Origin of the sequence: Ideonella aquatica (assembly GCF_018069755.1) — a bacterium.
GTDB lineage: Bacteria > Pseudomonadota > Gammaproteobacteria > Burkholderiales > Burkholderiaceae_C > Ideonella > Ideonella aquatica.
In genome coordinates this window covers 18240-42984 of the sequence record NZ_JAGQDE010000007.1, presented here as the reverse complement: position 1 = coordinate 42984, position 24745 = coordinate 18240, and the positions used below count along the sequence as shown (strand labels likewise).

Below are 24745 nucleotides of genomic sequence, written 5' to 3'. Positions count from 1 at the left end.
GGGGATCAGACGGGAGCGGGGAGCGCGACCAGCCGGCCGCGTCAAAGGAGCGGAAACGGCACCGCTTAGCGGTGCCAGGCGTCGGTGACGATGGTCTTGAGCAGCGCGAGCTGGCCGTGAAAGAAGTGGCCGACGCCCGGCACCACCACCACCGGCATCGACTGGGGCCGTGCCCAGTCGAGGGTGGCCGCCAGCGGCACCACCTCGTCGGACTCGCCGTGGATCACCAGGGTTCCCGGCGCCACCGGTGCCACCTGGAAATTTTGTGTGGCCGGGCCCACCAGCACCAGGCGCTCGACCGGCTGGCTGTCGGCCAGGCGCGCGGCGGCCTGCGAGGCCACATAGGCGCCGAACGAGAAACCGGCCAGCGCCAGCGGCAGCGCCGCCTCGCGCTGCTGGGCGATCACGGCCAGCGCGTCGTCGATCTCGCCGCGGCCGTCGTCCCAGGCGCCTTCAGAGCTGCCCACGCCGCGGAAATTGAAGCGAACCGCGCGGTAGCCCAGTTGCACGAAGGCGCGCGCCAGCGTCTGCGCCACCTTGTTGTCCATCGTGCCGCCATGCTGCGGGTGCGGGTGGCAGATCACCGCCACGCCACGCGGCGCCGCCGCCGGGTCGTCGATCGCCAGCGCGATCGCGCCGGCCGGGCCGGCCATCAGCAGCCGGCGGGTGTGGGCATTCATCAGCGGCCCACCGTGGGCGGCAGTTGCAGGCGCTCGACCGGGCGGCCGTTTTTCAGGTGCGACTCGACGATCTCGTCGATGTCGGCGCTGTCGACGAAGGTGTACCAGACCGCCTCGGGGTAGACCACCGCCACCGGGCCACCGGCACAGCGGTCCAGGCAACCCGCCTTGTTCACCCGCACCCCGCCCGGCCCGGCCAGGCCGGCCGCCTTGACCGCCTGCTTGCAGTGGTCAAAGGCCGCCTGCGCGCCGTGGTTGGCGCAGCAGTCCTGCCCCGGCTCGCGCTGGTTCAGGCAAAAGAACACATGGTGCTTGTAATAGCTCATGGCGGGATTGTAGGCAGTGGCCTGCTCAGTCCTGGGCGGCCAGGCGGTGCAGCAGCCAACCCAGCGCCAGGTAGGGCCAGAACCAGCCGATCCACTGCGCCAGGCCGTGGAAGCGGATGAAGCGTCCCTGCTCCCAGGCCTGCAGGCTGTCGGCAAAGTAGGGGTCGGCCGGCACCTGGGCGACCAGTACCACCAGGCCGACCAGCACCACCACGCCCAGGCCAGCGGCCAGGCGTGCGCCCAGCGGCGCCAGCAGCAGCAACAGCACGCCCACCGCCACCATCGCCGGGAACACCTCGGGACCCAGCCAGCCCAGCGCATGCGCGGGGCCGAAATTCAGCGCCGCCGACAGCGTGGTCGTGGCCAGGCCCAGCGCCACGGCCCCGGTGCACAGCACCAGGCGGCGCCAGCCCGGACCGGTGACGGCACAGGCGATCAGGCAGGGCGCCAGCAGGCCCAGCACCATGCCCAGGCCCGAGACCACCGCCACTGGCCGCTCGATCGGCGCCGGCACATCACTGATCCACTCCAGCGCCTCCTGCGCCCAGTCGACGTCGATCAAGAGGCCCACCAGCCCATCCTGGATGCGCTCCCAGCCCAGGCCCAGTCCCATCGGGAACGGCGCCGGGAACAGCAGCCCCAGCGGCCAGGCCAGCAGCAGGCCCAGCGGTGCATCGCCGCCGATGAACCAGCGCTGACGCCAGCTCTGCCAGTGGCCCGGCCAACCCGTGGCCATCACCAGCACCGCCAGCAGCGCGCCCACCAAGCCGCCCGCGCTGTTGAGCCCCAGGTCCAGCAAGGACGGGTAGCGCCCCGGAATCAGGTGCTGCGCCGTCTCCATGGCGTACGACAGCGCGGCACACACCAGCGCAGCGCGCCACACCGCCGCCAGCGGCGAGCGGCCCCGGGGGCGCTGGGCCACCACCAGCAGCGCGCCCAGCGGCGCATAGCCCAGCAGATTGGCCCAGATATCGAACACCGGGTGCCAGCGCGGCCACGGCAAGGCCAGCAGATCCACCAGCCCGGCACCCTGCGGCCATTGCCAGCCGCTGAAGGGATAGAGGCTGGCGTAGACGATCAGTCCGGCGAAAGCCAGAGCCAGCGCCGCAGCGGAGTTGCCACCGGAATGTCGGGCCACGCCGGAATCCTGCGGGTCAGGGCTTGACCACCACCAGCACGACGATGGCGATGAACAGCAGCACCGTCACCTCGTTGAACACGCGGTACCAGCGGTCGCTGCGGCGATTGGCCAGAGATTCAAAGTCCTTCAGCAGGCGGCGGCACATTTCCTGGTAGCCCAGCACACCCACCACCAGCAGCAGCTTCAGGTGCATCCAGCCGCTGCCCGGGCCGCGGCCGATGCCATAGCCCAGCCACAGCACCGTGCCCAGCACGATCGCCGGAATCATCAGGACCATCATGAAGCGCTGCAGCTTGCGCGCCATCAGCAGCAGCCGCTCGCGCTCGGCGTGGCTGTCGTGCGGCACCATGGCCAGGTTGACGAAGATCCGCGGCAGGTAGAACAGTCCGGCGAACCAGCTGGCCACGAAGACGATGTGAAAGGCCTTGACCCAGAGGTAGCTCATGCGGCGCATTATCGGGCGGCACATAAGAAAGAGCCCCGGCCGTGGGCCGGGGCTTGAAAGCCTTGACGCTGTCATCACGTGAAGGCACCTGCTCAGGGAGGAAAAGCAGGGAGCATGACCCTCGCGAGCCACGCTCAAAGCGAACTTTAACACCACGCGTCGCGTCTGTACCATAGGGGCTCCACGAACCTCCGCGGGCTGTTGCATCTTCGGCATCCCCGCGCACTTGCTGCCGTCCCATGAGCCTGCCCAGTTTTCCGGCCGCCCGTCCGCGCCGCCTGCGCCGTGATGCCTTCAGCCGTGCCATGGTGCGTGAGCACCTGCTAACCCCGGCCGACCTGATCCTGCCGGTCTTCGTTCTCGATGGCGATAACCAGGTGCAGGACGTGGCCAGCATGCCCGGCGTGCAGCGCCTGAGTGTCGACCGCCTGTTCGCCCAGGCCGAGCAGTGCCTGCAGCTGGGCGTGCCAGTGATGGCCTTGTTCCCGGTGATCGACCCGGCCCTGAAGGACCCGAACGGCCGCGAGGCCACCAACCCCGAAGGCCTGGTGCCGCGTGCGGTGCGGGCGCTGAAGTCGCGCTTTCCCGAGCTGGGCGTGCTGACCGACGTGGCGCTGGACCCCTTCACCAGCCACGGCCAGGACGGCCTGCTGGATGACACCGGCTACATCCTCAACGACGAGACCGTGGCCGTGCTGTGCGAGCAGGCCCTGGTGCAGGCCGAGGCCGGCGTGGACATCGTCGCGCCCAGCGACATGATGGACGGCCGCATCGGCGCCATCCGCGACGCGCTGGAGGCCCGCGGCCGCATCCACACCCGCATCATGGCGTACAGCGCCAAGTACGCCAGCGCCTTCTACGGCCCCTTCCGCGACGCCGTGGGCTCGGCCGCCAACCTGGGCAAGAGCGACAAGAAGACCTACCAGATGGACCCGGCCAACAGCAACGAGGCGCTGCGCGAGGTGGCGCTGGACATCGCCGAGGGCGCCGACATGGTGATGGTCAAGCCCGGCCTGCCCTACCTGGACATCGTGCGCCGCGTGAAGGACGAGTTCCGCATGCCCACCTTTGCCTACCAGGTGAGTGGCGAGTACGCGATGATCAAGGCTGCCGCGCAGAACGGCTGGCTGGACCACGACAAGGTCATGATGGAAGCGCTGCTGGCCTTCAAGCGCGCCGGTGCCGACGGCGTGCTGAGCTATTTCGCCCTGGACGCCGCGCGCCTGCTCAAGCAGGGCTGATGCGCATCTTCCACATCGCCGCCGACCGCCTGCAGGAGCTGCCGGCGCTGCCGCAGACGCTGCCCGCCGAGGGCTTTCTGTGGATCGGTACCGGCCGCCGCCAGTTCGAGGTCCACCTGGCGGAGCTCCAGGGCGCGCTGCAGCGCTGGGTGGGCGCGCCGCTGGTGGATCTGCATGTCAGCGACCTGCTCAACACCCAGCTGCCCTCGCAGTTCGGCGACACCTCCTGGTACGACCTGATGGTGGTGCGCCGGCTGGCCGCCGGCAGTGGCAGCCAGAGCCTGTTCCTGGGCGCCGAGCACGGCACACTGGCCTCGTCCTACCAGGCGCTGGATGCGATCGACACCAACCCGGTCGGCTTCGCCATCTTCGACCGCGTGCTGCTGAGCGTGCACCCCACCGACTGCCAGGTGCGCGAGCACTTCGCCTCGCGCCTGGCCCAGCATGCGCAGGAAAGCGATCTGCGCGGCGGCGCCCGGCTGCCCACCAGCCCGGCCGAGCTGATGCTGCGCATGGTCAACCACGTGGTCGACAACTACCTGGACCTGCGCCGCCTGCTGACGCGGCATTTCGCCACCCTGCAGACCGAGCTGCTGGCGCGGCGCCAGCGCAGCGTGGACTGGTCGCTGATCGTGCGCTCGCGCGATGCGTTGCACATGCTCGAAGACATCTGCGAGGACCAGCGCAGCGCCGTGCAGGAATGGATCGACGCGCTCGACGAATGGCCCGCTGCCACCGACGCCACCACCCGCCGCGAGCGCGACCTGCTGCGGGTGCGCTCGCGCGATGTGCTGGAGCACATCGAGCGGGTGCTCACCCATGTGCGACGGCTGGAGCAATCCGCCGAGGCCGGCCTGCAGATGCACTTCGCCCTGGTCGGCCAGCGCACCAACGACATCATGCGTACGCTGACCGTGATCACCGCGCTGTTCCTGCCGATGAACCTGATCACCGGCTTCTTCGGCATGAATTTCGACGGCCTGCCGCTGATCCATACCCAGACCGGCGTGTGGATCGCCGCCGGTATGATGGGCGTGATCGCGCTGGTGCTGGGCGTGTTCTTCTGGCAGCGTCGGCTGCTGGGCAGCAGCCGCGGATAAGGGCCTCACAGAGCCTGCTTTCTTTCGCAGACAGGGAGACGATGCACATGAGACCGCTTTCCTGGGTGGGCGCCCTGCTGGCGCTGCCGCTGCACGCCATGGCCGCCGCCGGCTACAGCGCGCTCGATATCACGCCACCAGGCATGTCCGCCTGCAGCCCAGGGGCGGTCAATGCCCAGGGTCAGGTCGCCGGCCACGCCCGGCTCGACAGCCTCGGTGTGCAGCGCGGCTTCGTCACCGGCCCTGGCGGTGTCGGCGCACGGCTGATCGGCACGCTGGGCGGCAGCCACAGCTATGTCAGCGGCCTCAATGATCGTGGCCAGGCTGTGGGCCAGGCTTCGGTGGCGGGAGACGCCTTCCAGCAGGCGATCCTGGTCGAGGACGGAGCCACCAAGCCCACGCCGATCGGCCAGGCGGCCGCTTCGGGCTACGCCTCGGCCGTCAGCCCCAAGGGCCGGGTGGTGGGCGGCGCGCAGGATCCAAGCGACCGTCTCTACCATGCCTTCATCACCCGCGGTGGTCGACTGACGCCGCGCCAGCTGGACGCCGGTCTGACACCCACCGCGGTGCTGTCCGACGGCACGATGGCGGTCACGGTCGACCAGGGGACGGCGATGCGCGCGGCCATCACCGGGCCCGATGCCAGCGGCCTGACGCTGCTGGGCACGCTGGGCGGCAACAACACATTTGCCCTGGGCATGAACCGCTCGCGGGTGGTGGTGGGCTTCGCGTCGAACGCCGGCGAGTCGCGTACCCAGGCCTTCGTCACCGACCCGGGCGGCGCCAACCTGCGCGCACTGGGCCTGCCGGGCGTCTACTCACTGGCCCAGTCCATCAACGCCCAGGGCAAGGTGGTGGGCTTCTACACCATCGACTGGACGGATGGCATGCATGCCTACGTGGCCAAGGTCGACGGCACCTGGAAGGCGCTGGACAGTCTGGTCACTTTGCCGAGCGGCGTCACGCTGCAGCAGGCCTGGAGCATCAACGACGCCGGGCAGATTTCGGCGAAGGGGACAGACGGTCGCTGCTATCTGCTGACGCCGCTGCCCTGAGGCGGTACGGATCGCGCAGGCCCAACCCCAGCATCAGCTCGGTCTCGCGCGCTTCCATCGCCTCGGCCTCGACTTCGTCGCCCTCATGGTCGTAGCCCTGGGCGTGCAGCGTGCCGTGCACCAGCAGGTGGGCGTAGTGCTCGGCCAGCGGGATGCGCTGGGCCTTGGCCTCGGCCTCGACCACCGGCGCGCACAGCACCAGGTCGGCCTGCACCACCGGCTCGTGGGCGTAGTCGAAGGTCAGCACGTTGGTGGCGTAGTCCTTGCCGCGGTAGTCGCGGTTCAGCGCCCGGCCCTCGTCTTCATCGACGATACGCACGGTGATCTCGCCGGGCGCCTCCAGCGCGTGGCGGATGCAGCGCAGCACGGTGTGGCGTGGCAGTTGGGCGCGGTGGCGCGGGTCGGCGAACTGCAGCGACAGGCTCAAAGGGTGCAGGGCCATCAGGACTCCGGGGCGTTGGCCGCGCGCGCGCGGCGGCGCTGCTGGGCATCGTAGGCGTCGACGATGCGCGCCACCAGCGGGTGGCGCACCACGTCGGCCGAGGTGAAGCGGGTGGTGGCGATGCCCTGCACCTTGCGCAGCACCTGCTCGGCGTCGACCAGGCCACTGGTCGTGCCGCGCGGCAAATCGATCTGGCTGACGTCGCCGGTGATCACCGCCTTGGCGCCGAAGCCGATGCGGGTCAGGAACATCTTCATCTGCTCGGGCGTGGTGTTCTGCGCCTCATCCAGGATGACGAAGCTGTGGTTGAGCGTGCGCCCGCGCATGAAGGCCAGCGGCGCAATCTCCAGCGTGCCTTTCTCGAAGGCCTTGGTCACGCGGTCAAAACCCATCAGGTCGTAGAGCGCGTCATACAGCGGGCGCAGGTACGGGTCGACTTTCTGCGCCAGGTCGCCCGGCAAAAAGCCCAGGCGCTCGCCGGCCTCCACCGCCGGGCGGGTCAGCACGATGCGCTGCACCGCGCTGCGCTCCAGCGCATCGACCGCGCAGGCCACGGCCAGGAAGGTCTTGCCGGTGCCGGCCGGGCCGATGCCGAAGGTGATGTCGTGGCCCAGGATCTGGCGCAGGTACTGCACTTGGTTGGGCGTGCGACCGGTGAGGTCGGCACGGCGCGTGTGCAGCACGATATCGCCCTCGGCGTCGCTGCCGGCCAGGCGGGCGCGGCTGCCGCGGCGCAAGTCGTCCAGCGCCAGCTGCAGCAGGTCGGCGGGGATGGCCTTGCGGGCGCGCTCGTACAGGCTTTGCAGCAACTCCAGCACGCGCTCGGCCTCGCGCGCGCTGCCCTCGATGCGAAACGCCCCCTGGCGGCGCTGGATGGTCACCGGCAGCACCGCCTCGATCGCCCGCAGGTGCTCATCCAGCGGTCCGCACAGGTGGCCCAGGCGGACGTTGTCGAGCGGGGTGAAGGTGTGGCGCAGCGTCATCGCCCAGGATTGTCCACCACCGTATGATGCGGCGCCATGATCGGTCGCCTCACGGGAATCGTCGCGGAGAAAACCCCGCCGCGCGTGCTCATCGACGTCGGCGGCGTCGGCTACGAGGTCGATGTGCCGATGAGCACCTTTTACAACCTGCCCGGCCTGGGTGAACGCGCCACGCTGCTGACCCATTTCGTGGTGCGCGAGGACGCGCAACTGCTCTACGGCTTTCTCAGCGCCGAGGAGCGCGCCACCTTTCGCGAGCTGCTGAAGATCTCGGGCATCGGCCCGCGCACCGCGCTGGCCATCCTGTCGGGCCTGAGTGTGGCCGACCTGGCTGCGGCGGTGTCGCGCCAGGAGGGTGGCCGGCTGCAGAAGGTGCCCGGCATCGGCAAGAAGACCGCCGAGCGGCTGCTGCTCGAACTGAAGGGCAAGCTGGGTCCGGACCTGGGCCTGCCGGCGGGCTCGGTGGTGGTGAACGACAGCCAGGCCGACATCGTCCAGGCGCTGATGGCGCTGGGCTATGGCGAGAAGGACGCCGCGGCGGCGCTGAAGAAGCTGCCGCCGGACGTGGGTGTCAGCGAGGGCATCAAGCTGGCGCTCAAGGCCCTGGGCTGACGCGCTGACTCAGTGCTGGTGCATAGCCGCCGGGTTGGCGGCGCCCAGCGGCCGCACCGGCGCCTTCAGCTCCAGCGTCTCGCGCTTGCCGTCCTTGCCCTCGACGACCAGGGACAGCGGCACGCTGTCGCCGTCCTTCAGCGGCTGCTTGAGCTCCATCAGCATCACGTGATAGCCGCCCGGCTTGAGCTCGACCGTCTGGCCGGCCGGCAACTCCAGGCCCTTGGGCAGCGCGGCCATCTTCATCACGTTGCCGTCCATCTTCATCTCGTGGATCTCGACCACGCCGGCCACCGATGAGGCCGCCGACACCAGCCGGCCGCCCTGCGCGGATTTGATCTGCATGAAGGCGCCGGTGGCCTTTTGTGCCGGCACGGTGCCGCGCACCCAGGCCTCGCTGACCGCGGTCTGGGCCAGGGCCGAGCCCACGGACAGGCTGGCAAGAAAGGCCACGGCGGCCAGGTGTTTCAACGTCATCGGGGGTCCTCTGAGGGGGGTGGAAGAAAGGGGGACTCAGGCCTCGGCCAGCTGCAAGGGCCGCAGCGCGCCGTCGCTGCGGGTCATGCCGGCAGGCCAGACCTGCTCGCGCAGACGGGCTGCGCTGAAGCGCGCGCCCTGGCGCTGGCGGCCGTCGAGCAGGTGCGAGCGCTTGAGGTTGGCGAAGATGCGCGAGACGGTCTCGGGCGCGGTGTCAATGATCGCGGCGACGTCCTTGATCGTCGGCAGCGCCCGCTGGCTGGCCACGGCCTCGTCCCAGCCGGGTTCGGCGCCGGACAGCAGCAGCAGCAGGTGGCGCAGGCGTTCCTGGGCGGTGCCGGTGCGCAGCGCGATCAGGTCGCCGGTGCGCGAGAGCTGGCCCAGCAGCGCCTCGGCCAGCAAGAGCCGGCGCTCGGCGTCCCCGCCGACGGCGCGCTGCACCGCCACGCTGGGCACGATCGCGCGCGCCGAGTGGGCATAGCCGCTGGCCGCCAGTTGTTCAGCGCCCACCAGGTCGCCTGGCAACACCAGTTGCACAAAGCGCTGGCCCTCGCGGTCCATCTGGTCCAGGCGCAGTGCGCCGGACTGCAGTTGCCAGACCGGGCCGCTGTGGCCGGCCTCGAACAGTGTCTCGCCGGTGGCCAGGCCCAGCGGGGCCGGCACGCTCTCAGCGTGGGAAACATGGTTCATGGGAATCCTCTCCGGCGCGGCCGCGCCGCGCATACCGATGTCGACTGCGGGCCCGGCATCACGCCGCGGCCCGCGCTGAGGCATCAGGCGAGCAGAGGAGGTGCGCGCGAACGCGCGTGGCGCCAGGCAGCCTGCCGCGACGGCAGCGCCACCTGGGGGGCCACCAGGGCCGTGAAGGAAGGCAGGGCCAGGCTGGCGCTGGCGGCCGTCGGCACGATGGGCAGGGCCGCCACGGCGCACAGGCCACAGGCCTCGCCCACATGACCCAGGCCCACACCGGTCGCCGCCTCGGTGCCACCGGCGGCGCTGCAGACCGCGGCGTAGGCGATCGGGTCGACCGCCGCCAGGCTGCGTGACACGGTGGGCGCCGCAAACAACCCGAACAGCGCCATCCACGCCAGCAGCGCAGCGTGGGCCAGACGATGTCGCAGATGGTGCAGCATGTGTGGCTGATTCTAGGGTGATCTGCGGCGCCCGGAGCAGATCCAGCGCAAGCCCCCCCACGACCGGCGAATGGGTCGATAATGACTGTATGTCCATCCAGACCGACGATTTCGGCGCCGACCTGCCGCGCGCGCCCCGGGTGCTGACCGCGGCCGCCGCCACCCCGCAGGAAGAGGCGCTGGAGCGGGCGCTGCGGCCCAAGCTGCTGGACGAGTACGTGGGCCAGGCCAAGGCGCGCGAGCAGCTCGAGATCTTCATCGGCGCCGCCAAGAAGCGCCGCGAGGCACTCGACCATGTGCTGCTGTTCGGCCCGCCCGGCCTGGGCAAGACCACGCTGAGCCACATCATCGCCACCGAACTGGGCGTCAACCTGCGCCAGACCAGCGGCCCGGTGCTGGAAAAGCCCAAGGACCTGGCCGCGCTGCTGACCAACCTGGAAAAGGACGACGTTCTCTTCATCGACGAGATCCACCGCTTGAGCCCGGTGGTCGAGGAAATCCTCTACCCGGCGCTGGAGGACTACCAGATCGACATCATGATCGGCGAGGGCCCGGCGGCGCGCTCGATCAAGCTGGACCTGCAGCCCTTCACGCTGGTGGGCGCCACCACCCGCGCCGGCATGCTGACCAACCCGCTGCGCGACCGCTTCGGCATCGTGGCCCGGCTCGAGTTCTACACCGCCGACGAACTGGCGCGCATCGTCACCCGCTCCTCCGGCCTGATGAACGCGCCGATCGACGCCGACGGCGCCATGGAGATCGCCCGCCGCAGCCGCGGCACGCCGCGCATCGCCAACCGCCTGCTGCGCCGCGTGCGCGACTACGCCGACGTCAAGGGCGACGGCCGCATCACCCGCGCCATGGCCGACGCCGCGCTGAAGATGCTCGATGTCGACCCGCAAGGCTTCGACCTGATGGACCGCAAGCTGCTGGAGGCGGTGATCCACCGCTTCGACGGCGGCCCGGTGGGCCTGGACAACGTGGCCGCGGCCATCGGCGAGGAAGCCGGCACGATCGAGGACGTGATCGAGCCCTACCTGATCCAGCAGGGCTTTCTGCAGCGCACGCCGCGCGGCCGCGTGGCCACGCTGATGGCCTGGCGCCACCTGGGCCTGGCGCCGCCGCAGCGCGCGGGCGACCTGTTCGAGCGCTGAGTCACACGGGCGGAGACAGCAAGCGTCCCACGCCCCAGGTCGACGCCACGATCGCCACCGCGCCGCTCCACAGCGCCACCGGCGCCAGAGTGTGGGCGATCCACAGCCACTGCGCGGTGGCCAGCAACACCATACCGAACAGCGCCACCGCCGCCACCTGCCGCAGGCGCGAGACCGGCGGATCGTAGGCGGCTCGTGCCAGCACGAACGGCGGTGAGGCCGGCGCGTTTGCCGGCTTCCAGTCGGGCGGCGCCAGCCACACCGCCAGGTGCTCACGCCAACCCCGCGCATGGCGCATCAGCGCCCAGCGCTCACGGTAGACCACCAGATTGGCCCGCAGCGGGTCCCAGCTGGCCAGCGGCGTGCGCGTGCCATAGACGATGGGCTCGTCGTCGTCCTCGTCGATGAAGGTGCCGAACAGCCGGTCCCAGACCATCAGGATGCCGCCATAGTTGTGGTCCAGGTAGCGGTCGTTCACGGCATGGTGCACCCGGTGGTTGCTGGGCGAGCAGAACCAGCGGTCAAACCAGCCCAGGCGGCCGATCTGGCGGGTGTGCACCCAGAACTGGTAGAGCAGGTCGATCAGCCCCACCGTGGCAAAGACCAGCGGCGGCACGCCCAGCACGGCCAAAGGCAGGTAGAAAACCCAGCCCAGCAGCCAGCCGCTGCCGGTCTGGCGCAGCGCGGTGCTGAGGTTGTACTCCTCGCTCTGGTGGTGAACGGCATGGGCCGCCCAGAAAATGGCCACGCGGTGGCCGGCGCGGTGCAGCCAGTAGTAGCAGAAATCCAGACCCACCAGCGCCAGCAGCCAGACCCACCACGCCTGCGCCGGCAGGTGCCACAGCGCCGCGTGCTGCCAGACCCAGGCGTAAATGCCAAAGCGCAGCAGCAGTGGCACGACCTGGTTGATCACGCCCAGCGACAGGCTGGCCAGCGCGTCGTTGAGGCGGTAGGTGTCGAAGCCGCGCCGGCGTCCCCACCACCACTCCAGGCCGATCAGCGCCAGGAACACCGGCACCGCCAGCACGATCACCTGGGCCGCCTGCATCGCCGCTCAGGCCGCGTGGCCCACCCGGTCGTTGGACTCGTCGCGGGCGTCGTCGTCCAGGTGCTGCACATCAGCCCAGCCCACCAGCGTGAAGCCCTCGCCGGTGTAGAGCAGGCGGTTGATGCCGGTGTTGGGCAGCTCCCAGGTGCGCGGTGCATTCAGCGCGATGCGCGAGGCCGCACGGTACAGGCAGTCCAGCACGCCGCCATGCGCCACCATCAGCACCGTCTGCCCCGGGTGGGCGCTGGCCAGGCGGGTGGCGCAGGCCACCACACGGTCGAAGAAGCCCTGCAGCGTCTCGCCCTGCTCGGGGCCGAAGCCGGCCTCGCGGCGGCGCCAGCGCTCGCTCTGCTCGGGCCAGCGCTCAGCCACCTCGGCGTAGGTGTGGCCCTGCCAGATGCCGAAGTTCCGCTCGCGCAGGCCGGTGTCGGTGCTCACCGGGCGGCCCAGCAGCTCGCCGGTGGCCTGGGCGGTGGCCAGCGCGCGCGACAGGTCGCTGGCGTAGATCACGTCAGGCGGGTCGTGTCGCAGTGCGCGCGCAGCGCGGCGGGCCTGCTCGCGGCCGCGCTCGTTGAGCGGCACATCGAGCTGGCCCTGCAGCCGGGTGTCAACGTTCCAGGCCGTCTCGCCGTGGCGCACCGCGATCACACGTGTCGGTTCGGGATAGGGCATCAGGCGCCCCAGACGATGGGTTCGTCGGCCGCCTGGGCGCGGCGGATCATCTCGACCAGCGGCCAGGCACGCTGGCGCAAGGAGATCGCCTCGGGCCGCGCCGCCGGGTCCTGATCATCCACGGCGGCGGCGCGCGCCGCCTCGTCGGCCTCGATGGCGGTCTGCAGCGCGACCACCGCGGCCGGCATGTCCTGCGGCTCGAGGATGCCGGGGCCGCCAGGCGGTTTGCCGATCAGGCCCAGCACCCGGTCGCCATTGGGGCCAAGCATGATGACGTCACCGGCTGCCTTGCTCTTGAACTTGTAGATCACGCACGCTCCCCGGGCCCGCTGGGCCCTCCGCGTGCATTGTGCCTGGGGGCGTCAGGCGGCCGCGGCGCCGGCGCGCGCGCACCAGTTGGGCACGCGCTGCGCATCCAGCGCCGCGCCATGCAGGAAACCCTGCCAGGACTGGCCGCCCGCCTGCGCCAGCGCCAGGCGCTGGCCCTCGGTCTCGATGCCCACCGCCTGGCAGTCCAGGCCCAGCGCGCGCACCAGGGCGGTGGTGCCCCGCAGCCAGGCGGCGCCCTGGGCGTGGCGCATGGCGTCGTGCAGCACGCTGCGGTCGAGCTTGACCGCTGTCAGCGGCAGGCGCTGCAGCAGCGTGGCCGAGCTTTCGCCGCGACCAAATCCGTCCAGCACCACGCCCAGGCCCAGCGCACGCAGCGTCCGCAGCGTGATCACGGTGGCCTCGGGATCGGTGCTCAGCGCATCCTCGCTGAGCTCCAGCGACAGCGCCTGCGCCGGCACGCCGGCATGGGTCAGCAGGGCCTCGATGCGCCGCGCCAGACCGGGCCGCAGCAGCGAGGCCGAACTCAGGTTGACCGACACCGGCAGCATCAGCCCGCCGGCACGCCAGCGGGCCAGTTGGTGCACGGCCTGGGACAGTACCCATTCATCCAGCGTGGCCATCAGGCTGGCGCGGGCGGCCAGCGGCAGGAACTGCGCGGGCAGCAGCTCGCGGTGGGCCAGCGGGTCCTTCCAGCGCACCAGGGCCTCCAGGCCGCAGGGCCGTCCCTGGGCCATGTCGATGCGGGGCTGGTACTGCAGCCGGAACTGCGGCTGCGCCAGACCGTCGCGCAGCGCCGCCTCCAGCCGCTGCTGGCGCTGGGTGCGCGATTCGCCGCTGCTCTGGTGGGTGCGGCAGGACTCGCCCAGCGCCTGGGCGCGCGCCAACGCGTTTTCGGCATGGGCCAGCAGCTCGTCGGCCGAGTTGCCGGCTTGCGGATAGGCGGCCACGCCCACCACCGGCGGGCTGAACGCGCCCTGGGCCTCGGCGGCGGCCAGGGTCTGCCAGCGGCGCGCCACGGCCTCGGCCTTGGCCTCGCTGGCGTTCTCAAGCAGCACGCCGAAGCGCGCCGCGCCCAGCCGCGCCAGCATGGCCGGCGCCTGCAGGCCAGCGCGCAGCAGGCGCACCACCGCGGCCCAGCGGTCCTCGCTGGGCAGCGCGGCGTCCGGGGCGCCCCACAGCGCCTGGGTGTCCACGTCCACGCACAGCACCACCAGGCTGGCGCCGCTGTCGCGGGCCTGCGCCAGCGCATCATCCACGCGGGCAACAAAGGTGGCGCGGTGCGGCAGCTGGCTGCCGGCATCGGGCGCGCCGTCACCGTCGCGGCGCGGCGCCCCAGGGCGCAACCGGTTCAGCTCGCGGAACGAGAACACGCGACCGATCGGCCGGCCCTGGCTCCATTGCGGCTGGGTGTGGCATTCGAGCAGGCTGCCGTCGACCAGGCGCACGGTGTCGTTGGCCGAGGTCAGGCAGTGCTCGCGCAGCGCCGCCAGGCGCGCTCGCCAGGCCTGGGGCTGGGTGGTCTGCAGCGCCATCCAGGCGTGCACACGCTCGTCATCACGCTGCTCCAGGGCCTGCGGCGGCAGCGACCAGAGCTGGGCGAAGCGGCGGTTGAAGGCCTGGATGCCGCCGCTGAGGTCGGTGACCAGGATGCCATCCGCCGTGGCCTCCAGCGTGGCGCGCAGCTCGGCCAGCGCGCGCTCGCGCTCGCGCTGCGCGGCGTGCTCGCGGCTCAGGTCCTGCAGCTGCACCAGCCACAGGCCGGGGCCCTCGCCCGGCAGGCGGCTGATGCGCCGGCGCATGCGCGCCTCGCCGCCGCCCGGGCGGGGCAGGTCGATCTCGGAATCCAGCGTCGTGGCCTGGCCGGCCTGCGCCTCGCCCCAGAAGGCCAGGTCCTCCAGGCTGGGCAGCAGGCCCTGGGCGTCCTGGCCGGGCAGCGCCTGCTGCGGCCGACCGAGGAAGGCGGCCGCCGCCTCATTGGCCTGCAGGACCGTCAGGTGATCGGCCTCGACCAGCCAGGCCGGCGTGTCCAGGGCCGCCAGGATGGCCGCCTGCCCCTGGGCCTGCCCGGCCCACCAGGCCAGGCCGGCATCCGGGCCGCTCACCGCCGCCTCCATGGCTGTTGGCTGCCACCGGTCATGACTGCTCCAGGGCCGGCGTCTCGACGTCGAAGAAGTAGGCCACGCGCTTGCGCGGCGCCAGGTATTCCAGCGCGCGGCCGGGCAGCTGGTCGCTGCGCAGGCTGCGCCGGATGCCCAGGTCGGGCACCTGCTCCAGGTCCAGGTGCAGCGCCTGCTCGCTGGGCACGCCGGGATCCATCACCAGCACGCGCGGCTTGAGCGGGCGCGCCGAGTTGACCGACATCACCATCGCCAGCCGGTCATCCGACAGCTGCACCACCGAGCCCGGCGGGTAGATGCCCATCAGGCGGATGAAGGCGTTGAGCATCACCGCATCGAACTTGCCGCGGGCATGCGCAAACATGCGCGAGAGCGCCTCGTGCGGCGTCAGCGACTGGGCCACCGAGGCGGCGTTGCACAGGTTGTCGTAGTGGTTGACCATCGACACCACGCGCGCCGCGGTGCTGATCTTGTCCAGGCCCACCCCGCTGGGGTAGCCCGAGGCGTCGGCCAGCTCATGGTGCTGGGCGATCACCAGCAGCACCTGCGGCGTCAGGCCCATGCGGCGGCCCTGCGCCACGCCCAGCGCCACGTGCTCGCGGTAGTGCTGCTGCTCGGTGGCGCTGAAGTTGTCGTGGCCCAGGCGCAGCCGGTCGGGCAGGCTCAGCTTGCCCACGTCGTGCAACAGCGCGCCGCTGCCCAGGGCCATCATCTCCTCGGCGTCGAAGCCCAGGGCCTTGCCCAGCAGCATCGAGATCACCGTCACGTTCATCACATGGGCCGACAGGCGGTCGCCCTGCTGCTCGCCCAGCACGCGCACGCACAGCTCGCCATCGACCAGCATCTTGTCCATCAGCGCCTGGCTCAGCTGCTGGGTCGCCGCGCGGGCATGCTCGGGCTCGCCGGTGACCCAGTCGTTGATGCGGCGCAGGTCGCGGCAGGCCTCGCTGAACTGGCGCTCGCACTGGCGCATCGCGTCGAGCTGCGCCTCCAGGCGGGCGGCGCGCTCGCGCCGGGCCAGCTCGGCCGGGTCGGGGGCCGGGGCTTCCTCGGCGGCGGCGGTGTGGGCCGGCAGCTCCAGGCTGACCGGCGCCGGGTCGCTGCGCTCGGGGCTCCAGCGCAGCTGCTTCAGTCCCAGGCCCTGGATGGTCTGGATCTGCTCGGCCGAGGCGATCTTGAAGCTGGAGAGCGGAAAGGGATGCGACATCCAGCCCACGTCCAGGTGAACGAACATCCCCACGCGCAGCTGGCTGACATCGACGGTCTCGGTCATCTCACATCCTCGAATCGCACGCCGCCGCCCACTGGCCGCGGCCTTGGGAGGGACTTCGGCGCTGCGGTGGCCGAACTTGAGGCGACGCAGCCCATGCCCGGATGGAGGGGACAGCCTTTCCGGATCCCCTCAAGTTGCGCCCGCAGCGGCCGAGGGGGCGAAAAAAAGCGGCCCGAAGGCCGCCTGGCGTGGGGTGCCCGGAGGGTCAGGCCGCGGCGCGCCTGGCCAGGATCTCGAAGGCCGGCAGGGTCTTGCCTTCCAGCACCTCCAGGAAGGCGCCGCCGCCGGTGGAGATGTAGCCCACGTCCTGCTCGATGCCGTACTTGGCAATCGCGGCCAGCGTGTCGCCGCCGCCGGCGATGCTGAAGGCGTCCGATTCGGCAATCGCACGGGCGATGGCCTCGGTGCCCTGGGCGAAGGCGTCGAACTCGAACACGCCCACCGGGCCGTTCCAGACGATGGTGCCTGCGGCCTTCAGCTGCGCCGCCAGCTTGGCCGCGGTTTTCGGGCCGATGTCCAGGATCAGGTCGTCATCCGCCACCTCGGTGGCGGCCTTCACCGTGGCCGGCGCGTCGGCCGCGAAGGCCTTGGCGGTGACCACGTCCTCAGGAATGGGCACCTCGGCGCCGCGCGCCTTCATCGCGGCAATCACCGCGGTGGCCTCGCCCAGCAGGTCCGGCTCGGCCAGGCTCTTGCCGATCTTCATCCCGGCAGCCAGCATGAAGGTGTTGGCGATGCCGCCGCCGACGATCAGGCCGTCGACGTTCTTGGCCAGGCTCTGCAGGATGGTCAGCTTGGTGCTGACCTTTGAGCCGGCGACGATGGCCACCAGCGGGCGCTTCGGGTTGGCCAGGGCCTTGCTGATCGCGTCAATTTCAGCCGCCAGCAGCGGGCCGGCGCAGGCGATCTTGGCGAACTGGGCGATGCCGTAGGTGCTGGCCTCGGCGCGGTGGGCGGTGCCGAAAGCGTCGTGGACGAAGATGTCGCACAGGGCGGCCATTTTCTTCGCCAGGTCTTCGTTGTTCTTCTTCTCGCCCTTGTTGACGCGGCAGTTCTCCAGCAGCACCACCTCGCCGGGCTGCACGGCCACGCCGTCGACCCAGTTGGCGACCAGCTTGACCTCGCGGCCCAGCAGCTCGCCCAGGCGCTTGGCGACCGGGGCCAGCGAGTCCTCGGGCTTGAACTCACCCTCGGTGGGGCGGCCCAGGTGGCTGGTCACCATCACCGCAGCGCCGCCTTGCAGCGCCAGCTGGATGCAGGGCACCGAGGCACGCACGCGGGTGTCTTCGGTGATGTTGCCGGCATCGTCCTGCGGGACGTTCAGGTCGGCGCGGATGAAGACGCGCTGGCCCTGGGCACGGCCCTGGGCGACGAGGTCGGCGAAGCGGATCACGTTCATGGTCTTGGCTCTCTTCGGGGGTTCAACAGATCGAATTATCGGGATTCACCAGCCCAGGCCCAGGCGCAGCGTCAACATCACGGTCGTGCCGCAGACGATGGTGCCCAGGATGCCGCGGCGCCACCAGAACCACGCCGCACCGGCGGCGGCGGCGTACAGGCGGGCGTCCTGCCAGGTGTGGATCAACTGGCCCTGGGTGAGCACGATCTCGGGCGCCACCACGGCGCACAGCGCGGCCAGTGGGGCGTAGCGCAGCGCTTCGCGCAGCCACGCCGGCATGGGCAGTTCACGCTCGGGGATCAGGAAGAAGCTGCGCGTCAGCACGGTGATCACGGCCAGGCCCAGGATGGCGAGTGCGGTTTCCCAGCCCGTCATGCGGCCCCCGGCCGCTGCGCGGGCTTCCAGTGGTCGAGCACAATGCCCACGGCCACCGCTGCGGCGATCGCCACCACGATGTTCAGGCGCAGTGGCAGCGCATAGGCGGCCACCGCGGCGCAGGCGGCCACCGCCGCCGCGATCCAGGTGGCGCGGTCGGTCAGCAGCGAGCCGGTCAGGCCCAGCAGCGCCAGCGTGCCGGCAAAGCCCAGGCCCCATTCGGTGGGCACCTGGTCGGCCAGCACGATGCCCAGGATGGACATGGCCTGCCAGGCGCACCAGTTCACCGCCACACCGCCCCAGTAATAGGCCAGCTGACCCGGCGCGGGCACCGGCTCGGGGTAGCGGCGCATGAAGCAGACGTAGTTCAGATCGCCGCTGACATAGCCCATCAGCAGGCGCTGTCGGCGCGGCAGGTGGGCAAAGTAGGGGCGCCAGCCGGCGCTGAAGATCACGAAGCGCAGGTTGACGCAGGCGGCGGTGGCCCAAACCACCCAGATCGGCGCACCGGCGGCGATCAGCGGCAGCGCGCTGAGCTGCGCGCTGCCGGCGAACACGGTCAGCGTCATCAGCAGGCTCAGCGGCACGCCCAGGCCGCTCTTGACCATGGCCACACCGGTGACCAGTCCCCAGGCGCCAATGCCCAGCGCAATGCCGGCCATCTCGCGCGCGCCGGCGTGGAAATCAGGATCGCGCCGCAGGCGGCGCCAGGAATCGAGCATCCCGCCATTGTCCTATGGCGGCGATGGCGGGGTGGACGTCAGTGCTTGCCGTGCGCGGCCGGGGCGGCGTCGTGGCCGTCCTTGGCGTCCTGGCCCGCCTTGGGCTCGGCGTCTGCCTCGGCCACGGCCGCCTCGCCATCGGCGGGCGGGGGCTTCTTCTTGGGCTCGGGCTTGATCTGCGGCAGCACGGGCTCGAGCTTGTTCTCGCGCATGTAGTCGTCCATGTCGCGCCAGCCGGCGTAGACCGCGGCCTTGTCGGCCTTCTTGTTCAGCGTGTAGCAGTCCTCGATCGCGCGGGCTGCATGGCGGCAGGCGCCGCCGATGGCCTTGCCCTCGGCCGAGCGCTTCTCGGCCACCACGGTGGCCGATTCGATGCCCAATTGGTCGCACCCCGCCAGCAGCAGGGTGCCGGCAAGGACGGACAGGGTCAGGATCGGGCGCATGAAGAAGGGTCCGCAAAGGAGGCTGTGACCGGGTTATCGGCCCGCCCCTGCCCGGACTTGAGTCAGCGCGCGCCGCGCGCCAGCACCATCAGCCGCTCGACCCGCTCCTCGGTGGACGGGTGGGTGGAAAACAGGCCCTTGAGACCACCGCCCGACAGCGGGTTCATGATCATCATCTGGGCGGTTTCCGGGTGGGCCTCGGCGGCCTCCAGCGGGATGCCGCGGGCGATGCGGTGGATCTTCTGCAGCGCCGAGGCCAGCGCGGCCGGGTCGCCGGAGATCTCGGCGCCGCCGCGGTCGGCCTCAAACTCGCGGGCGCGGCTGATCGCCATCTGGATCAGGCTGGCGGCCAGCGGCGCCAGCAGCATCACCAGGATCGAGACGATCGGGTTGACTGGCCGGCCTTCCGAGTCGCGGCCACCGAACATCATGCCGAAATTGGCCAGCATGCCGATCGCGCCAGCCATGGTGGCGCTGATCGTGCTGATCAGGATGTCACGGTGCTTGACGTGGGCCAGCTCGTGGGCCATGACGCCGCGCAGCTCGCGCTCGGAGAGCACGCGCAGGATGCCGGTGGTGGCGGCCACCGCGGCATGGCTGGGGTTGCGGCCGGTGGCAAAGGCGTTGGGCGCGTCCTCATTGATGAGGTAGACCTTGGGCATCGGCAGCTCGGCCTTGGCGGCCAGCTCGGCCACCATGCGGTAGAACTGCGGCGCGGTCTGCTCGGTCACCTCCTGCGCGTTGTACATGCGCAGGACCATCTTGTCCGAGAACCAGTAGCTGAAGACGTTCATGCCCAGCGCCACGACGAGCGCGATCATCATGCCGGTCTGGCCGCCCAGCAATTGGCCGATGGTCATGAACAGGGCGGTGATGGCCGCCATCAGCACGGCGGTCTTCAGCAGATTGAACATGGTGGGTGCCTGGGGCTCCGTGGTTGACTGGTCCGCCTCAGATGCGGGCAGACCCTGGAAAGTTCAAGCCAGGCGCTGGCCGGCCAGGCCGGGGCGGGCCTGCACGAAGGCACCCGCCGGGGCGCGCTTGCCGCCGGGGCGTTGCAGCTGCAGCAGGTCCAACGCGCCATCGCCGCAGGCCACCTGCAGTTGCTGGGCGTCGGCCTGCAGCACGCTGCCGGGCTCGGCGCCGGGGGTACCGGGCGCCAGCCGGGCCTGCCAGCACTTCACCAACTCGCCCTGGCAGGTGAAGCTGGCACCGGGGAAGGGGTCGAAGGCGCGGATACGGCGCTCGATCACCGCCGCCGGCAGCGACCAGTCGATCGCGCCCTCGGCCTTCTCGATCTTGTGGGCGTAGCAGACGCCTTCGGCCGGCTGCGGCGTGGCCGACAAGGCCTGGCCGGCAGCGGCGCGGCGCAGGTCGTCGACGATCATCTCGCCGCCCAGCGCGGCCAGGCGGTCGTGCAGCGTGGCGGTGCTGTCGTCGGGGCCGATGGCCAGCGCGCGGCGGCTGATCATGCCGCCGGTGTCCAGGCCCTCGTCCATCTGCATGATGGTGATGCCGGTGGCGTCGTCGCCGGCCTCGATCGCGCGGTGGATGGGCGCCGCACCGCGCCAGCGCGGCAGCAGCGAAGCGTGGATGTTCAGGCAGCCCAGGCGCGGCATGGCCAGCACCCAGGCCGGCAGGATCAGGCCGTAGGCCGCCACCACCAGCACGTCCAGCGCCGCGGCCTGCAGTGCGGTCTGGCCCTGGCGGGCCTCGTCCGGGAACTTGCCGTCCAGGCGCAGGCTGCGCGGCTGCGCCACCGGCAGGCCCCGCTCCAGCGCCAGCGCCTTGACCGGCGACGGCAGCAGCTTCAGCCCGCGGCCGGCCGGGCGGTCGGGCTGGGTGAGCACCAGCGGCACCGTGAAACCGGCCGTCAGCAGCGCCTGCAGCGCCACCGCGGCGAATTCGGGCGTGCCGGCAAAGCCGACGCGCAGGGCCGGTGCGGCGCCCATCAGCGCTGGCGCGCCTGTTCGTCGCGCGTTTTCTTGAGCATCTTGGTCTTGATGCGGTCGCGCTTGAGCAGGCTCAAATACTCGACGAAGACCTTGCCCATCAGGTGGTCCATCTCGTGCTGCACACACACCGCGGCCAGGCCATCGGCCTCGAATTCGTGCGGCTGGCCGTCGCGGCCCAGCGCGCGCACCCGCACGCGGGCATGGCGGCGCACCTCGTCGTAGATGGTGGGCACCGACAGGCAGCCCTCCTCGCCCACGCGCAGCTCGTCGCTGGCCCAGGTGAGCTCGGGGTTGATCAGCACCAGGGGCTGGTCGCGCTGCTCAGAGGTGTCCATCACGATCACCCGGCGGTGCACATCCACCTGGGTGGCGGCCAGACCCACGCCCTCGGCGGCGTACATGGTCTCGAGCATGTCGTCGACCAGTTGGCGCACGGTGGCGTCCACCTCGGCCACGGGCTGGGCCACGGTGTGCAGTCGGGGATCGGGGTAGCGCAGGATGCTCAGCAGGGCCATGGAAGCAGGGGCGAGGGGCTCGGTTGGGCGCCGGGCTGTCGACAAGACACAACAGCCGCTGCGCGGGCGGGGCGAATCTGGGCGACGGCCGTCACCGCATTTCATTGCGGCATCAAGGCTTTAGGGGCAGAATTTGCGACGCTTTCTGAGCTTTTCGTCAGCTTTTCGCGGGTCTGACCCGGCCACCGTGGCCGCCAGGCCCCGATTGTTGCATTGCCACTGATTTCCGGCTCATCGCCCGGGAGACTCGAACCATGAGCCGTTCCTTGCCACGCCTTCTTCCCCTGCTGTGTGCCCTCGGCCTGTGTGGGACCCTGGTCAGCGGCCCGGCGTCGGCCGTCAACTACCCCGTCACGGACGGCCAGCGCAGCACCGCCCAGAAGGTGGCGCAGGCCGGCGTGCCCTTGTCGGAATTGGCGCCCAACGCCCCTGACAGCCACACCGTCAAGCGCGGTGACACGCTGTGGGGCATCTCCAAGATCTTCCTCAAGAGCCCGTGGCGCTGGCCCGAGCTGTGGGGCATGAACCTGGAGCAGATCCGCAACCCGCACCTGATCTACCCCGGCCAGGTGCTGTGGCTGGACAAGAGCAGCGGCCGCGCCGTGCTGCGCGTGGGTCGGCCGGTCGAATCCGCCGGTGACGGCAAGCTGTCGCCGCGCGTGCGCCCCGAGGCACTGCAGGACTCGGCCATCGGTTCGGTGCCGATGAGCGTGATCGGCCCCTTCCTGACCGAGTCGGTCGTGCTGGAGGCCAACAACCTGATCGAGGCGCCTCGCATCGTCGCCACCCAGGAGGGCCGGGTGCTGCTGTCGCGCGGCGAAACCGCCTATGTGCGCGGCGACGTCTCCCAGGCGCGCACCTGGCAGCTCTACCGCGAGCCCAAGCCGCTGACCGACCCGCTGACCGGCGAGGTGCTGGGTTTTGAGGCCCGGCACGTGGGCGTGGTCGAGCAGGTCCGCGCCGGTGAGGTGCGCGCCTCGGCCGATGGCAAGACCACCGAACTCGTGCCCGCCACCTTCACCGTGGCGTCGCTGCGCGAAGAGGCCACGGTGGGCGACCGCCTGGCGCCCCAGCCGCCGCGCGACTTTGAAGCCTACGCGCCGCACGCCCCGGCGGGCACCTTCGCGGCCCGCATCGTCAGCGTCCACGGCGATGGCCTGAACGCCGGCCAGAACCAGATCGTCTCGATCAACCGCGGCGCCAAGGACGGCATGGAGCGCGGCCATGTGCTGGCGCTGTGGCGCGCCGGCCAGACCGCGGTGGACACCACCACCGAGGACCGCGCGGTGATGCGCCTGCCCGACACCCGCGTCGGCGAGCTCTTCGTCTTCCGTGTCTTCGACCGCGTCTCCTACGCGCTGGTGCTGCAGTCCAACACCGCCGTGACCCGCGGCGATCTGGTCACCCAGCCCTGAGCGGCCCCCCGCTGCCGCGGGCATGGTCGATCCGGACGATCTGCGCGCCTGGCTGCGGCTGAGCCACGCCAACGGCGTGGGTCGCAGCGCGATGCGCCGGCTGCTGGCCAGCTGTGGCTCGCCGCAGGCGGTGCTCGACGCCCCTGAAGCGCTGTGGCAGGACCAGGTGGGCCCGGCCGCGGTCCTGGGGCTGCAGAACCGCCAGGACAGCGACATCGCCGCCGACGCCGCCTGGGACGCCAGCGCGCGCTGGCTCGACGGCGGTGCCCAGCGCCAGGTGCTGGCCTGGGGCGACTCCGACTACCCGCCCTTGCTGCTCGACAGCCCCGATCCGCCGCCGCTGCTGTGGCTGGACGGTCCGGCCTGGCGGCTGGCGGTGCCGTCGGTGGCCATCGTCGGCAGCCGACAGGCCACGCCGGCCGGGCTGGCGCATGCGCGTGAGTTTGCCGCCGAGCTGAGCCGGCGCAGCCTGTGCGTGGTCTCGGGCCTGGCCTCGGGCATCGACGGCGCGGCCCACCAGGGCGCGCTGGACGGTCCGGGCGGCACGGTGGCGGTCACCGGCTGCGGCCTGGACATCGTCTACCCCACGCGCCACCGCACGCTGGCGGCGCGCATCCCCGACAACGGCGCGCTGCTCAGCGAGCACCCGCCGGGCACGCCGCCGCTGGCCGCGCACTTTCCGCTGCGCAACCGCATCATCGCCGGGCTGAGCCTGGGCACCCTGGTGGTGGAGGCGGCACTGAAGTCCGGCTCGCTGATCACCGCCCGGCTGGCACTGGAGGCCAACCGCGAGGTCTTTGCCCTGCCCGGACCGATCCACGCCCGACAGTCGCAGGGCTGCCTGCAGCTGATCCGCCAGGGCGCGGCGCTGGTCACCTGCGTCGACGACGTGCTCGAAGCGCTGCCGGCGGGCATCGGCTCAGCCACACCGCCGGCCGCCGAGGTCGAGCGCGCCGATGCCGCCGATCCCGGCGACCGCGCCGTGCTCGGCGCGCTGGGCGACGAGACCCTGGGCCTGGACGCGCTGCAGGCGCGCTGCGGCTGGCCGGCGGCGGCGCTCAGCGCACGGCTGCTGGCGCTGGAGCTGGCGGGCCGCGTGGCGCGGCTGCCGGGCGGGCGCTTCCAGCGCATCGGCCGCGCCTGAACCAGCGCCGGCCAACGGCCGGAAGAGCACCCCCTCGCGGCCCTGTTTCACCCGCCTGGGCGGCCCGGCCCAGCGGCTATGATCCCCGCATGTTCGATGTGCTGGTCTACCTCTACGAAAACTACTGGCGGCCCGAGGCCTGCCCGGAACCCGACCAGCTCAGGCGCAAGCTCTCGGCCGTGGGCTTCGAGTCCGACGAGATCCGCGACGCCCTGCAGTGGCTGGACGGCCTGGACGACTCCGGCGCACCGCTGCTGGCGGCGCCGGCGCGGCTGAGCCAGCGCGTCTACCTGCCGCGCGAGGAAGACCAGCTGGGCCCCGAGGGCCTGGGTTTCCTGCGCTTCCTGGAATCGGCCGGCGTGCTCACGCCCGAGCTGCGCGAGCAGACCATCGACCGCGCCATGGCCGCAGGCGACGGCCCGCTGCCGCTGGACGAGCTGAAGATCATCCTGCTGATGCTGTTCTGGTCGCGCGGCGAGGAGCCGGATGCGCTGGTGCTGGACGAACTGTTCGACGTGCCCGAGGACCGGGTCATCCACTGAGCTGGC

Annotated in this window: 29 protein-coding genes; 8 read left to right on the top strand and 21 right to left on the bottom strand. The window is 71.1% G+C overall.

The genetic code is table 11. The annotated features are described in order from the left end of the window. Positions 1-65: 65 nt before the first annotated feature. From KAK06_RS09785 to KAK06_RS09770, 4 genes are read right to left on the bottom strand one after another with little or no spacing between them, the layout of a single operon-like run. Complete coding sequence (locus tag KAK06_RS09785) at positions 66-680, bottom strand: alpha/beta hydrolase (protein WP_210801784.1); 615 nt, start codon at positions 678-680, stop codon at positions 66-68. Next, positions 680-1006 (bottom strand): (2Fe-2S) ferredoxin domain-containing protein, encoded by a 327-nt coding sequence (locus KAK06_RS09780; RefSeq protein WP_210801783.1) that lies wholly within the window; start codon positions 1004-1006, stop codon positions 680-682. The genes KAK06_RS09785 and KAK06_RS09780 overlap by 1 nt, the downstream gene beginning before the upstream one ends. A 25-nt stretch (positions 1007-1031) precedes the next feature. Further along, positions 1032-2144, bottom strand: a complete 1113-nt coding sequence (locus tag KAK06_RS09775; RefSeq protein WP_210801781.1) for a VanZ family protein — start codon at positions 2142-2144, stop codon at positions 1032-1034. Positions 2145-2160: 16 nt separating this feature from the next. After that, positions 2161-2592: a CopD family protein gene (locus tag KAK06_RS09770; protein ID WP_210801780.1), complete on the bottom strand. Its 432-nt coding sequence runs from the start codon at positions 2590-2592 to the stop codon at positions 2161-2163. Positions 2593-2831: 239 nt separating this feature from the next. Here KAK06_RS09770 and hemB point away from each other — a divergent pair, with 239 nt between their 5' ends. The 3 genes from hemB to KAK06_RS09755 are packed head-to-tail and all read left to right on the top strand — an operon-like array spanning position 2832 to position 5988. Next, positions 2832-3833, top strand: coding sequence for a porphobilinogen synthase (hemB, locus tag KAK06_RS09765; RefSeq protein WP_210801778.1), 1002 nt, complete (start codon positions 2832-2834; stop codon positions 3831-3833). Then, a complete protein-coding gene (locus tag KAK06_RS09760) occupies positions 3833-4933 on the top strand; it encodes a magnesium transporter CorA family protein (protein ID WP_210801776.1) in 1101 nt (366 codons plus the stop codon). Before hemB ends, KAK06_RS09760 begins: the two co-directional genes overlap by 1 nt. Before the next feature lie 47 nt (positions 4934-4980). Then, positions 4981-5988, top strand: coding sequence for a hypothetical protein (locus tag KAK06_RS09755; RefSeq protein WP_210801775.1), 1008 nt, complete (start codon positions 4981-4983; stop codon positions 5986-5988). Here KAK06_RS09755 and ybeY read toward each other — a convergent pair. Continuing rightward, positions 5918-6430, bottom strand: coding sequence for an rRNA maturation RNase YbeY (ybeY, locus tag KAK06_RS09750; protein WP_210801773.1), 513 nt, complete (start codon positions 6428-6430; stop codon positions 5918-5920). The two genes, KAK06_RS09755 and ybeY, sit on opposite strands and share 71 nt — an antisense overlap. Continuing rightward, positions 6430-7413, bottom strand: coding sequence for a PhoH family protein (locus KAK06_RS09745; protein ID WP_210801767.1), 984 nt, complete (start codon positions 7411-7413; stop codon positions 6430-6432). The genes ybeY and KAK06_RS09745 overlap by 1 nt, the downstream gene beginning before the upstream one ends. A gap of 36 nt (positions 7414-7449) precedes the next feature. Between KAK06_RS09745 and ruvA the strand changes: the two genes are divergently transcribed. After that, complete coding sequence (gene ruvA, locus KAK06_RS09740) at positions 7450-8025, top strand: Holliday junction branch migration protein RuvA (RefSeq protein ID WP_210801765.1); 576 nt, start codon at positions 7450-7452, stop codon at positions 8023-8025. Between the two features lie 9 nt (positions 8026-8034). On the opposite strand, the gene KAK06_RS09735 is transcribed toward ruvA, so the two are convergent. The 3 genes from KAK06_RS09735 to KAK06_RS09725 all read right to left on the bottom strand — a co-directional run bounded on the left by KAK06_RS09735 (position 8035) and on the right by KAK06_RS09725 (position 9635). Continuing rightward, positions 8035-8502, bottom strand: coding sequence for a copper chaperone PCu(A)C (locus KAK06_RS09735; RefSeq protein ID WP_210801763.1), 468 nt, complete (start codon positions 8500-8502; stop codon positions 8035-8037). Positions 8503-8538: 36 nt separating this feature from the next. Beyond that, a complete protein-coding gene (locus KAK06_RS09730; RefSeq protein WP_210801762.1) occupies positions 8539-9192 on the bottom strand; it encodes a helix-turn-helix domain-containing protein in 654 nt (217 codons plus the stop codon). Positions 9193-9275: 83 nt separating this feature from the next. After that, complete coding sequence (locus KAK06_RS09725) at positions 9276-9635, bottom strand: DUF2946 family protein (RefSeq protein WP_210801761.1); 360 nt, start codon at positions 9633-9635, stop codon at positions 9276-9278. An 89-nt stretch (positions 9636-9724) separates the two neighbouring features. Here KAK06_RS09725 and ruvB point away from each other — a divergent pair, with 89 nt between their 5' ends. Next, complete coding sequence (ruvB, locus tag KAK06_RS09720; protein WP_210801759.1) at positions 9725-10789, top strand: Holliday junction branch migration DNA helicase RuvB; 1065 nt, start codon at positions 9725-9727, stop codon at positions 10787-10789. A 1-nt stretch (position 10790) separates the two neighbouring features. Here ruvB and KAK06_RS09715 read toward each other — a convergent pair whose 3' ends face one another. The 12 genes from KAK06_RS09715 to def all read right to left on the bottom strand — a co-directional run bounded on the left by KAK06_RS09715 (position 10791) and on the right by def (position 21638). After that, positions 10791-11837, bottom strand: a complete 1047-nt coding sequence (locus tag KAK06_RS09715) for a sterol desaturase family protein (protein ID WP_210801757.1) — start codon at positions 11835-11837, stop codon at positions 10791-10793. A 6-nt stretch (positions 11838-11843) separates the two neighbouring features. Further along, positions 11844-12509, bottom strand: coding sequence for a histidine phosphatase family protein (locus KAK06_RS09710; protein ID WP_210801755.1), 666 nt, complete (start codon positions 12507-12509; stop codon positions 11844-11846). Continuing rightward, positions 12509-12820, bottom strand: coding sequence for a DUF1840 domain-containing protein (locus tag KAK06_RS09705; protein WP_210801754.1), 312 nt, complete (start codon positions 12818-12820; stop codon positions 12509-12511). Before KAK06_RS09705 ends, KAK06_RS09710 begins: the two co-directional genes overlap by 1 nt. A gap of 51 nt (positions 12821-12871) precedes the next feature. Further along, positions 12872-14941 (bottom strand): EAL domain-containing protein, encoded by a 2070-nt coding sequence (locus KAK06_RS09700; RefSeq protein WP_210801753.1) that lies wholly within the window; start codon positions 14939-14941, stop codon positions 12872-12874. Positions 14942-14972: 31 nt separating this feature from the next. After that, a complete protein-coding gene (locus tag KAK06_RS09695; RefSeq protein ID WP_210801751.1) occupies positions 14973-16229 on the bottom strand; it encodes a cyclic di-GMP phosphodiesterase in 1257 nt (418 codons plus the stop codon). Between the two features lie 205 nt (positions 16230-16434). Beyond that, the gene (locus tag KAK06_RS09690) at positions 16435-17628 is read right to left on the bottom strand and encodes a phosphoglycerate kinase (protein WP_210801750.1); all 1194 of its coding nucleotides are present in this window, start codon (positions 17626-17628) and stop codon (positions 16435-16437) included. A 45-nt stretch (positions 17629-17673) separates the two neighbouring features. Then, positions 17674-18003, bottom strand: coding sequence for a branched-chain amino acid transport AzlD family protein (locus KAK06_RS09685; RefSeq protein ID WP_210801748.1), 330 nt, complete (start codon positions 18001-18003; stop codon positions 17674-17676). Then, on the bottom strand, positions 18000-18725 hold the full coding sequence (locus KAK06_RS09680; protein ID WP_210801747.1) for an AzlC family ABC transporter permease: 726 nt from the start codon (positions 18723-18725) through the stop codon (positions 18000-18002). The genes KAK06_RS09685 and KAK06_RS09680 overlap by 4 nt, the downstream gene beginning before the upstream one ends. Before the next feature lie 38 nt (positions 18726-18763). Continuing rightward, the gene (locus KAK06_RS09675; protein WP_210801745.1) at positions 18764-19168 is read right to left on the bottom strand and encodes a hypothetical protein; all 405 of its coding nucleotides are present in this window, start codon (positions 19166-19168) and stop codon (positions 18764-18766) included. 62 nt (positions 19169-19230) lie between these two features. Beyond that, positions 19231-20082: a zinc metalloprotease HtpX gene (gene htpX / locus KAK06_RS09670; protein WP_210801744.1), complete on the bottom strand. Its 852-nt coding sequence runs from the start codon at positions 20080-20082 to the stop codon at positions 19231-19233. 63 nt (positions 20083-20145) lie between these two features. Then, positions 20146-21102, bottom strand: coding sequence for a methionyl-tRNA formyltransferase (gene fmt, locus KAK06_RS09665; protein WP_210802030.1), 957 nt, complete (start codon positions 21100-21102; stop codon positions 20146-20148). Between the two features lie 17 nt (positions 21103-21119). Then, positions 21120-21638 (bottom strand): peptide deformylase, encoded by a 519-nt coding sequence (def, locus tag KAK06_RS09660; protein ID WP_210801743.1) that lies wholly within the window; start codon positions 21636-21638, stop codon positions 21120-21122. Between the two features lie 254 nt (positions 21639-21892). On the opposite strand from def, the gene KAK06_RS09655 reads away from it, so the two are divergent. The 3 genes from KAK06_RS09655 (at position 21893) to KAK06_RS09645 (ending at position 24739) form a co-directional block, all read left to right on the top strand. Beyond that, positions 21893-23053, top strand: coding sequence for a LysM peptidoglycan-binding domain-containing protein (locus KAK06_RS09655; protein WP_210801742.1), 1161 nt, complete (start codon positions 21893-21895; stop codon positions 23051-23053). A gap of 22 nt (positions 23054-23075) precedes the next feature. Continuing rightward, positions 23076-24197, top strand: coding sequence for a DNA-processing protein DprA (gene dprA / locus KAK06_RS09650; RefSeq protein WP_210801740.1), 1122 nt, complete (start codon positions 23076-23078; stop codon positions 24195-24197). Positions 24198-24286: 89 nt separating this feature from the next. Beyond that, on the top strand, positions 24287-24739 hold the full coding sequence (locus KAK06_RS09645; protein ID WP_210801738.1) for a Smg family protein: 453 nt from the start codon (positions 24287-24289) through the stop codon (positions 24737-24739). Positions 24740-24745 lie beyond the last annotated feature (6 nt).

Coding starts and splice junctions, on each gene's coding strand:
- KAK06_RS09785 (WP_210801784.1), bottom strand. CDS start 680: ATGAATGCCCACACCCGCCGGCTGCTGATGGCCGGCCCGGCCGGCGCG.
- KAK06_RS09780 (WP_210801783.1), bottom strand. CDS start 1,006: ATGAGCTATTACAAGCACCATGTGTTCTTTTGCCTGAACCAGCGCGAG.
- KAK06_RS09770 (WP_210801780.1), bottom strand. CDS start 2,592: ATGAGCTACCTCTGGGTCAAGGCCTTTCACATCGTCTTCGTGGCCAGC.
- hemB (WP_210801778.1), top strand. CDS start 2,832: ATGAGCCTGCCCAGTTTTCCGGCCGCCCGTCCGCGCCGCCTGCGCCGT.
- KAK06_RS09760 (WP_210801776.1), top strand. CDS start 3,833: ATGCGCATCTTCCACATCGCCGCCGACCGCCTGCAGGAGCTGCCGGCG.
- KAK06_RS09755 (WP_210801775.1), top strand. CDS start 4,981: ATGAGACCGCTTTCCTGGGTGGGCGCCCTGCTGGCGCTGCCGCTGCAC.
- ybeY (WP_210801773.1), bottom strand. CDS start 6,430: ATGGCCCTGCACCCTTTGAGCCTGTCGCTGCAGTTCGCCGACCCGCGC.
- KAK06_RS09745 (WP_210801767.1), bottom strand. CDS start 7,413: ATGACGCTGCGCCACACCTTCACCCCGCTCGACAACGTCCGCCTGGGC.
- ruvA (WP_210801765.1), top strand. CDS start 7,450: ATGATCGGTCGCCTCACGGGAATCGTCGCGGAGAAAACCCCGCCGCGC.
- KAK06_RS09735 (WP_210801763.1), bottom strand. CDS start 8,502: ATGACGTTGAAACACCTGGCCGCCGTGGCCTTTCTTGCCAGCCTGTCC.
- KAK06_RS09730 (WP_210801762.1), bottom strand. CDS start 9,192: ATGAACCATGTTTCCCACGCTGAGAGCGTGCCGGCCCCGCTGGGCCTG.
- KAK06_RS09725 (WP_210801761.1), bottom strand. CDS start 9,635: ATGCTGCACCATCTGCGACATCGTCTGGCCCACGCTGCGCTGCTGGCG.
- ruvB (WP_210801759.1), top strand. CDS start 9,725: ATGTCCATCCAGACCGACGATTTCGGCGCCGACCTGCCGCGCGCGCCC.
- KAK06_RS09715 (WP_210801757.1), bottom strand. CDS start 11,837: ATGCAGGCGGCCCAGGTGATCGTGCTGGCGGTGCCGGTGTTCCTGGCG.
- KAK06_RS09710 (WP_210801755.1), bottom strand. CDS start 12,509: ATGCCCTATCCCGAACCGACACGTGTGATCGCGGTGCGCCACGGCGAG.
- KAK06_RS09695 (WP_210801751.1), bottom strand. CDS start 16,229: ATGACCGAGACCGTCGATGTCAGCCAGCTGCGCGTGGGGATGTTCGTT.
- KAK06_RS09690 (WP_210801750.1), bottom strand. CDS start 17,628: ATGAACGTGATCCGCTTCGCCGACCTCGTCGCCCAGGGCCGTGCCCAG.
- KAK06_RS09685 (WP_210801748.1), bottom strand. CDS start 18,003: ATGACGGGCTGGGAAACCGCACTCGCCATCCTGGGCCTGGCCGTGATC.
- KAK06_RS09680 (WP_210801747.1), bottom strand. CDS start 18,725: ATGCTCGATTCCTGGCGCCGCCTGCGGCGCGATCCTGATTTCCACGCC.
- KAK06_RS09675 (WP_210801745.1), bottom strand. CDS start 19,168: ATGCGCCCGATCCTGACCCTGTCCGTCCTTGCCGGCACCCTGCTGCTG.
- htpX (WP_210801744.1), bottom strand. CDS start 20,082: ATGTTCAATCTGCTGAAGACCGCCGTGCTGATGGCGGCCATCACCGCC.
- def (WP_210801743.1), bottom strand. CDS start 21,638: ATGGCCCTGCTGAGCATCCTGCGCTACCCCGATCCCCGACTGCACACC.
- KAK06_RS09655 (WP_210801742.1), top strand. CDS start 21,893: ATGAGCCGTTCCTTGCCACGCCTTCTTCCCCTGCTGTGTGCCCTCGGC.
- dprA (WP_210801740.1), top strand. CDS start 23,076: ATGGTCGATCCGGACGATCTGCGCGCCTGGCTGCGGCTGAGCCACGCC.
- KAK06_RS09645 (WP_210801738.1), top strand. CDS start 24,287: ATGTTCGATGTGCTGGTCTACCTCTACGAAAACTACTGGCGGCCCGAG.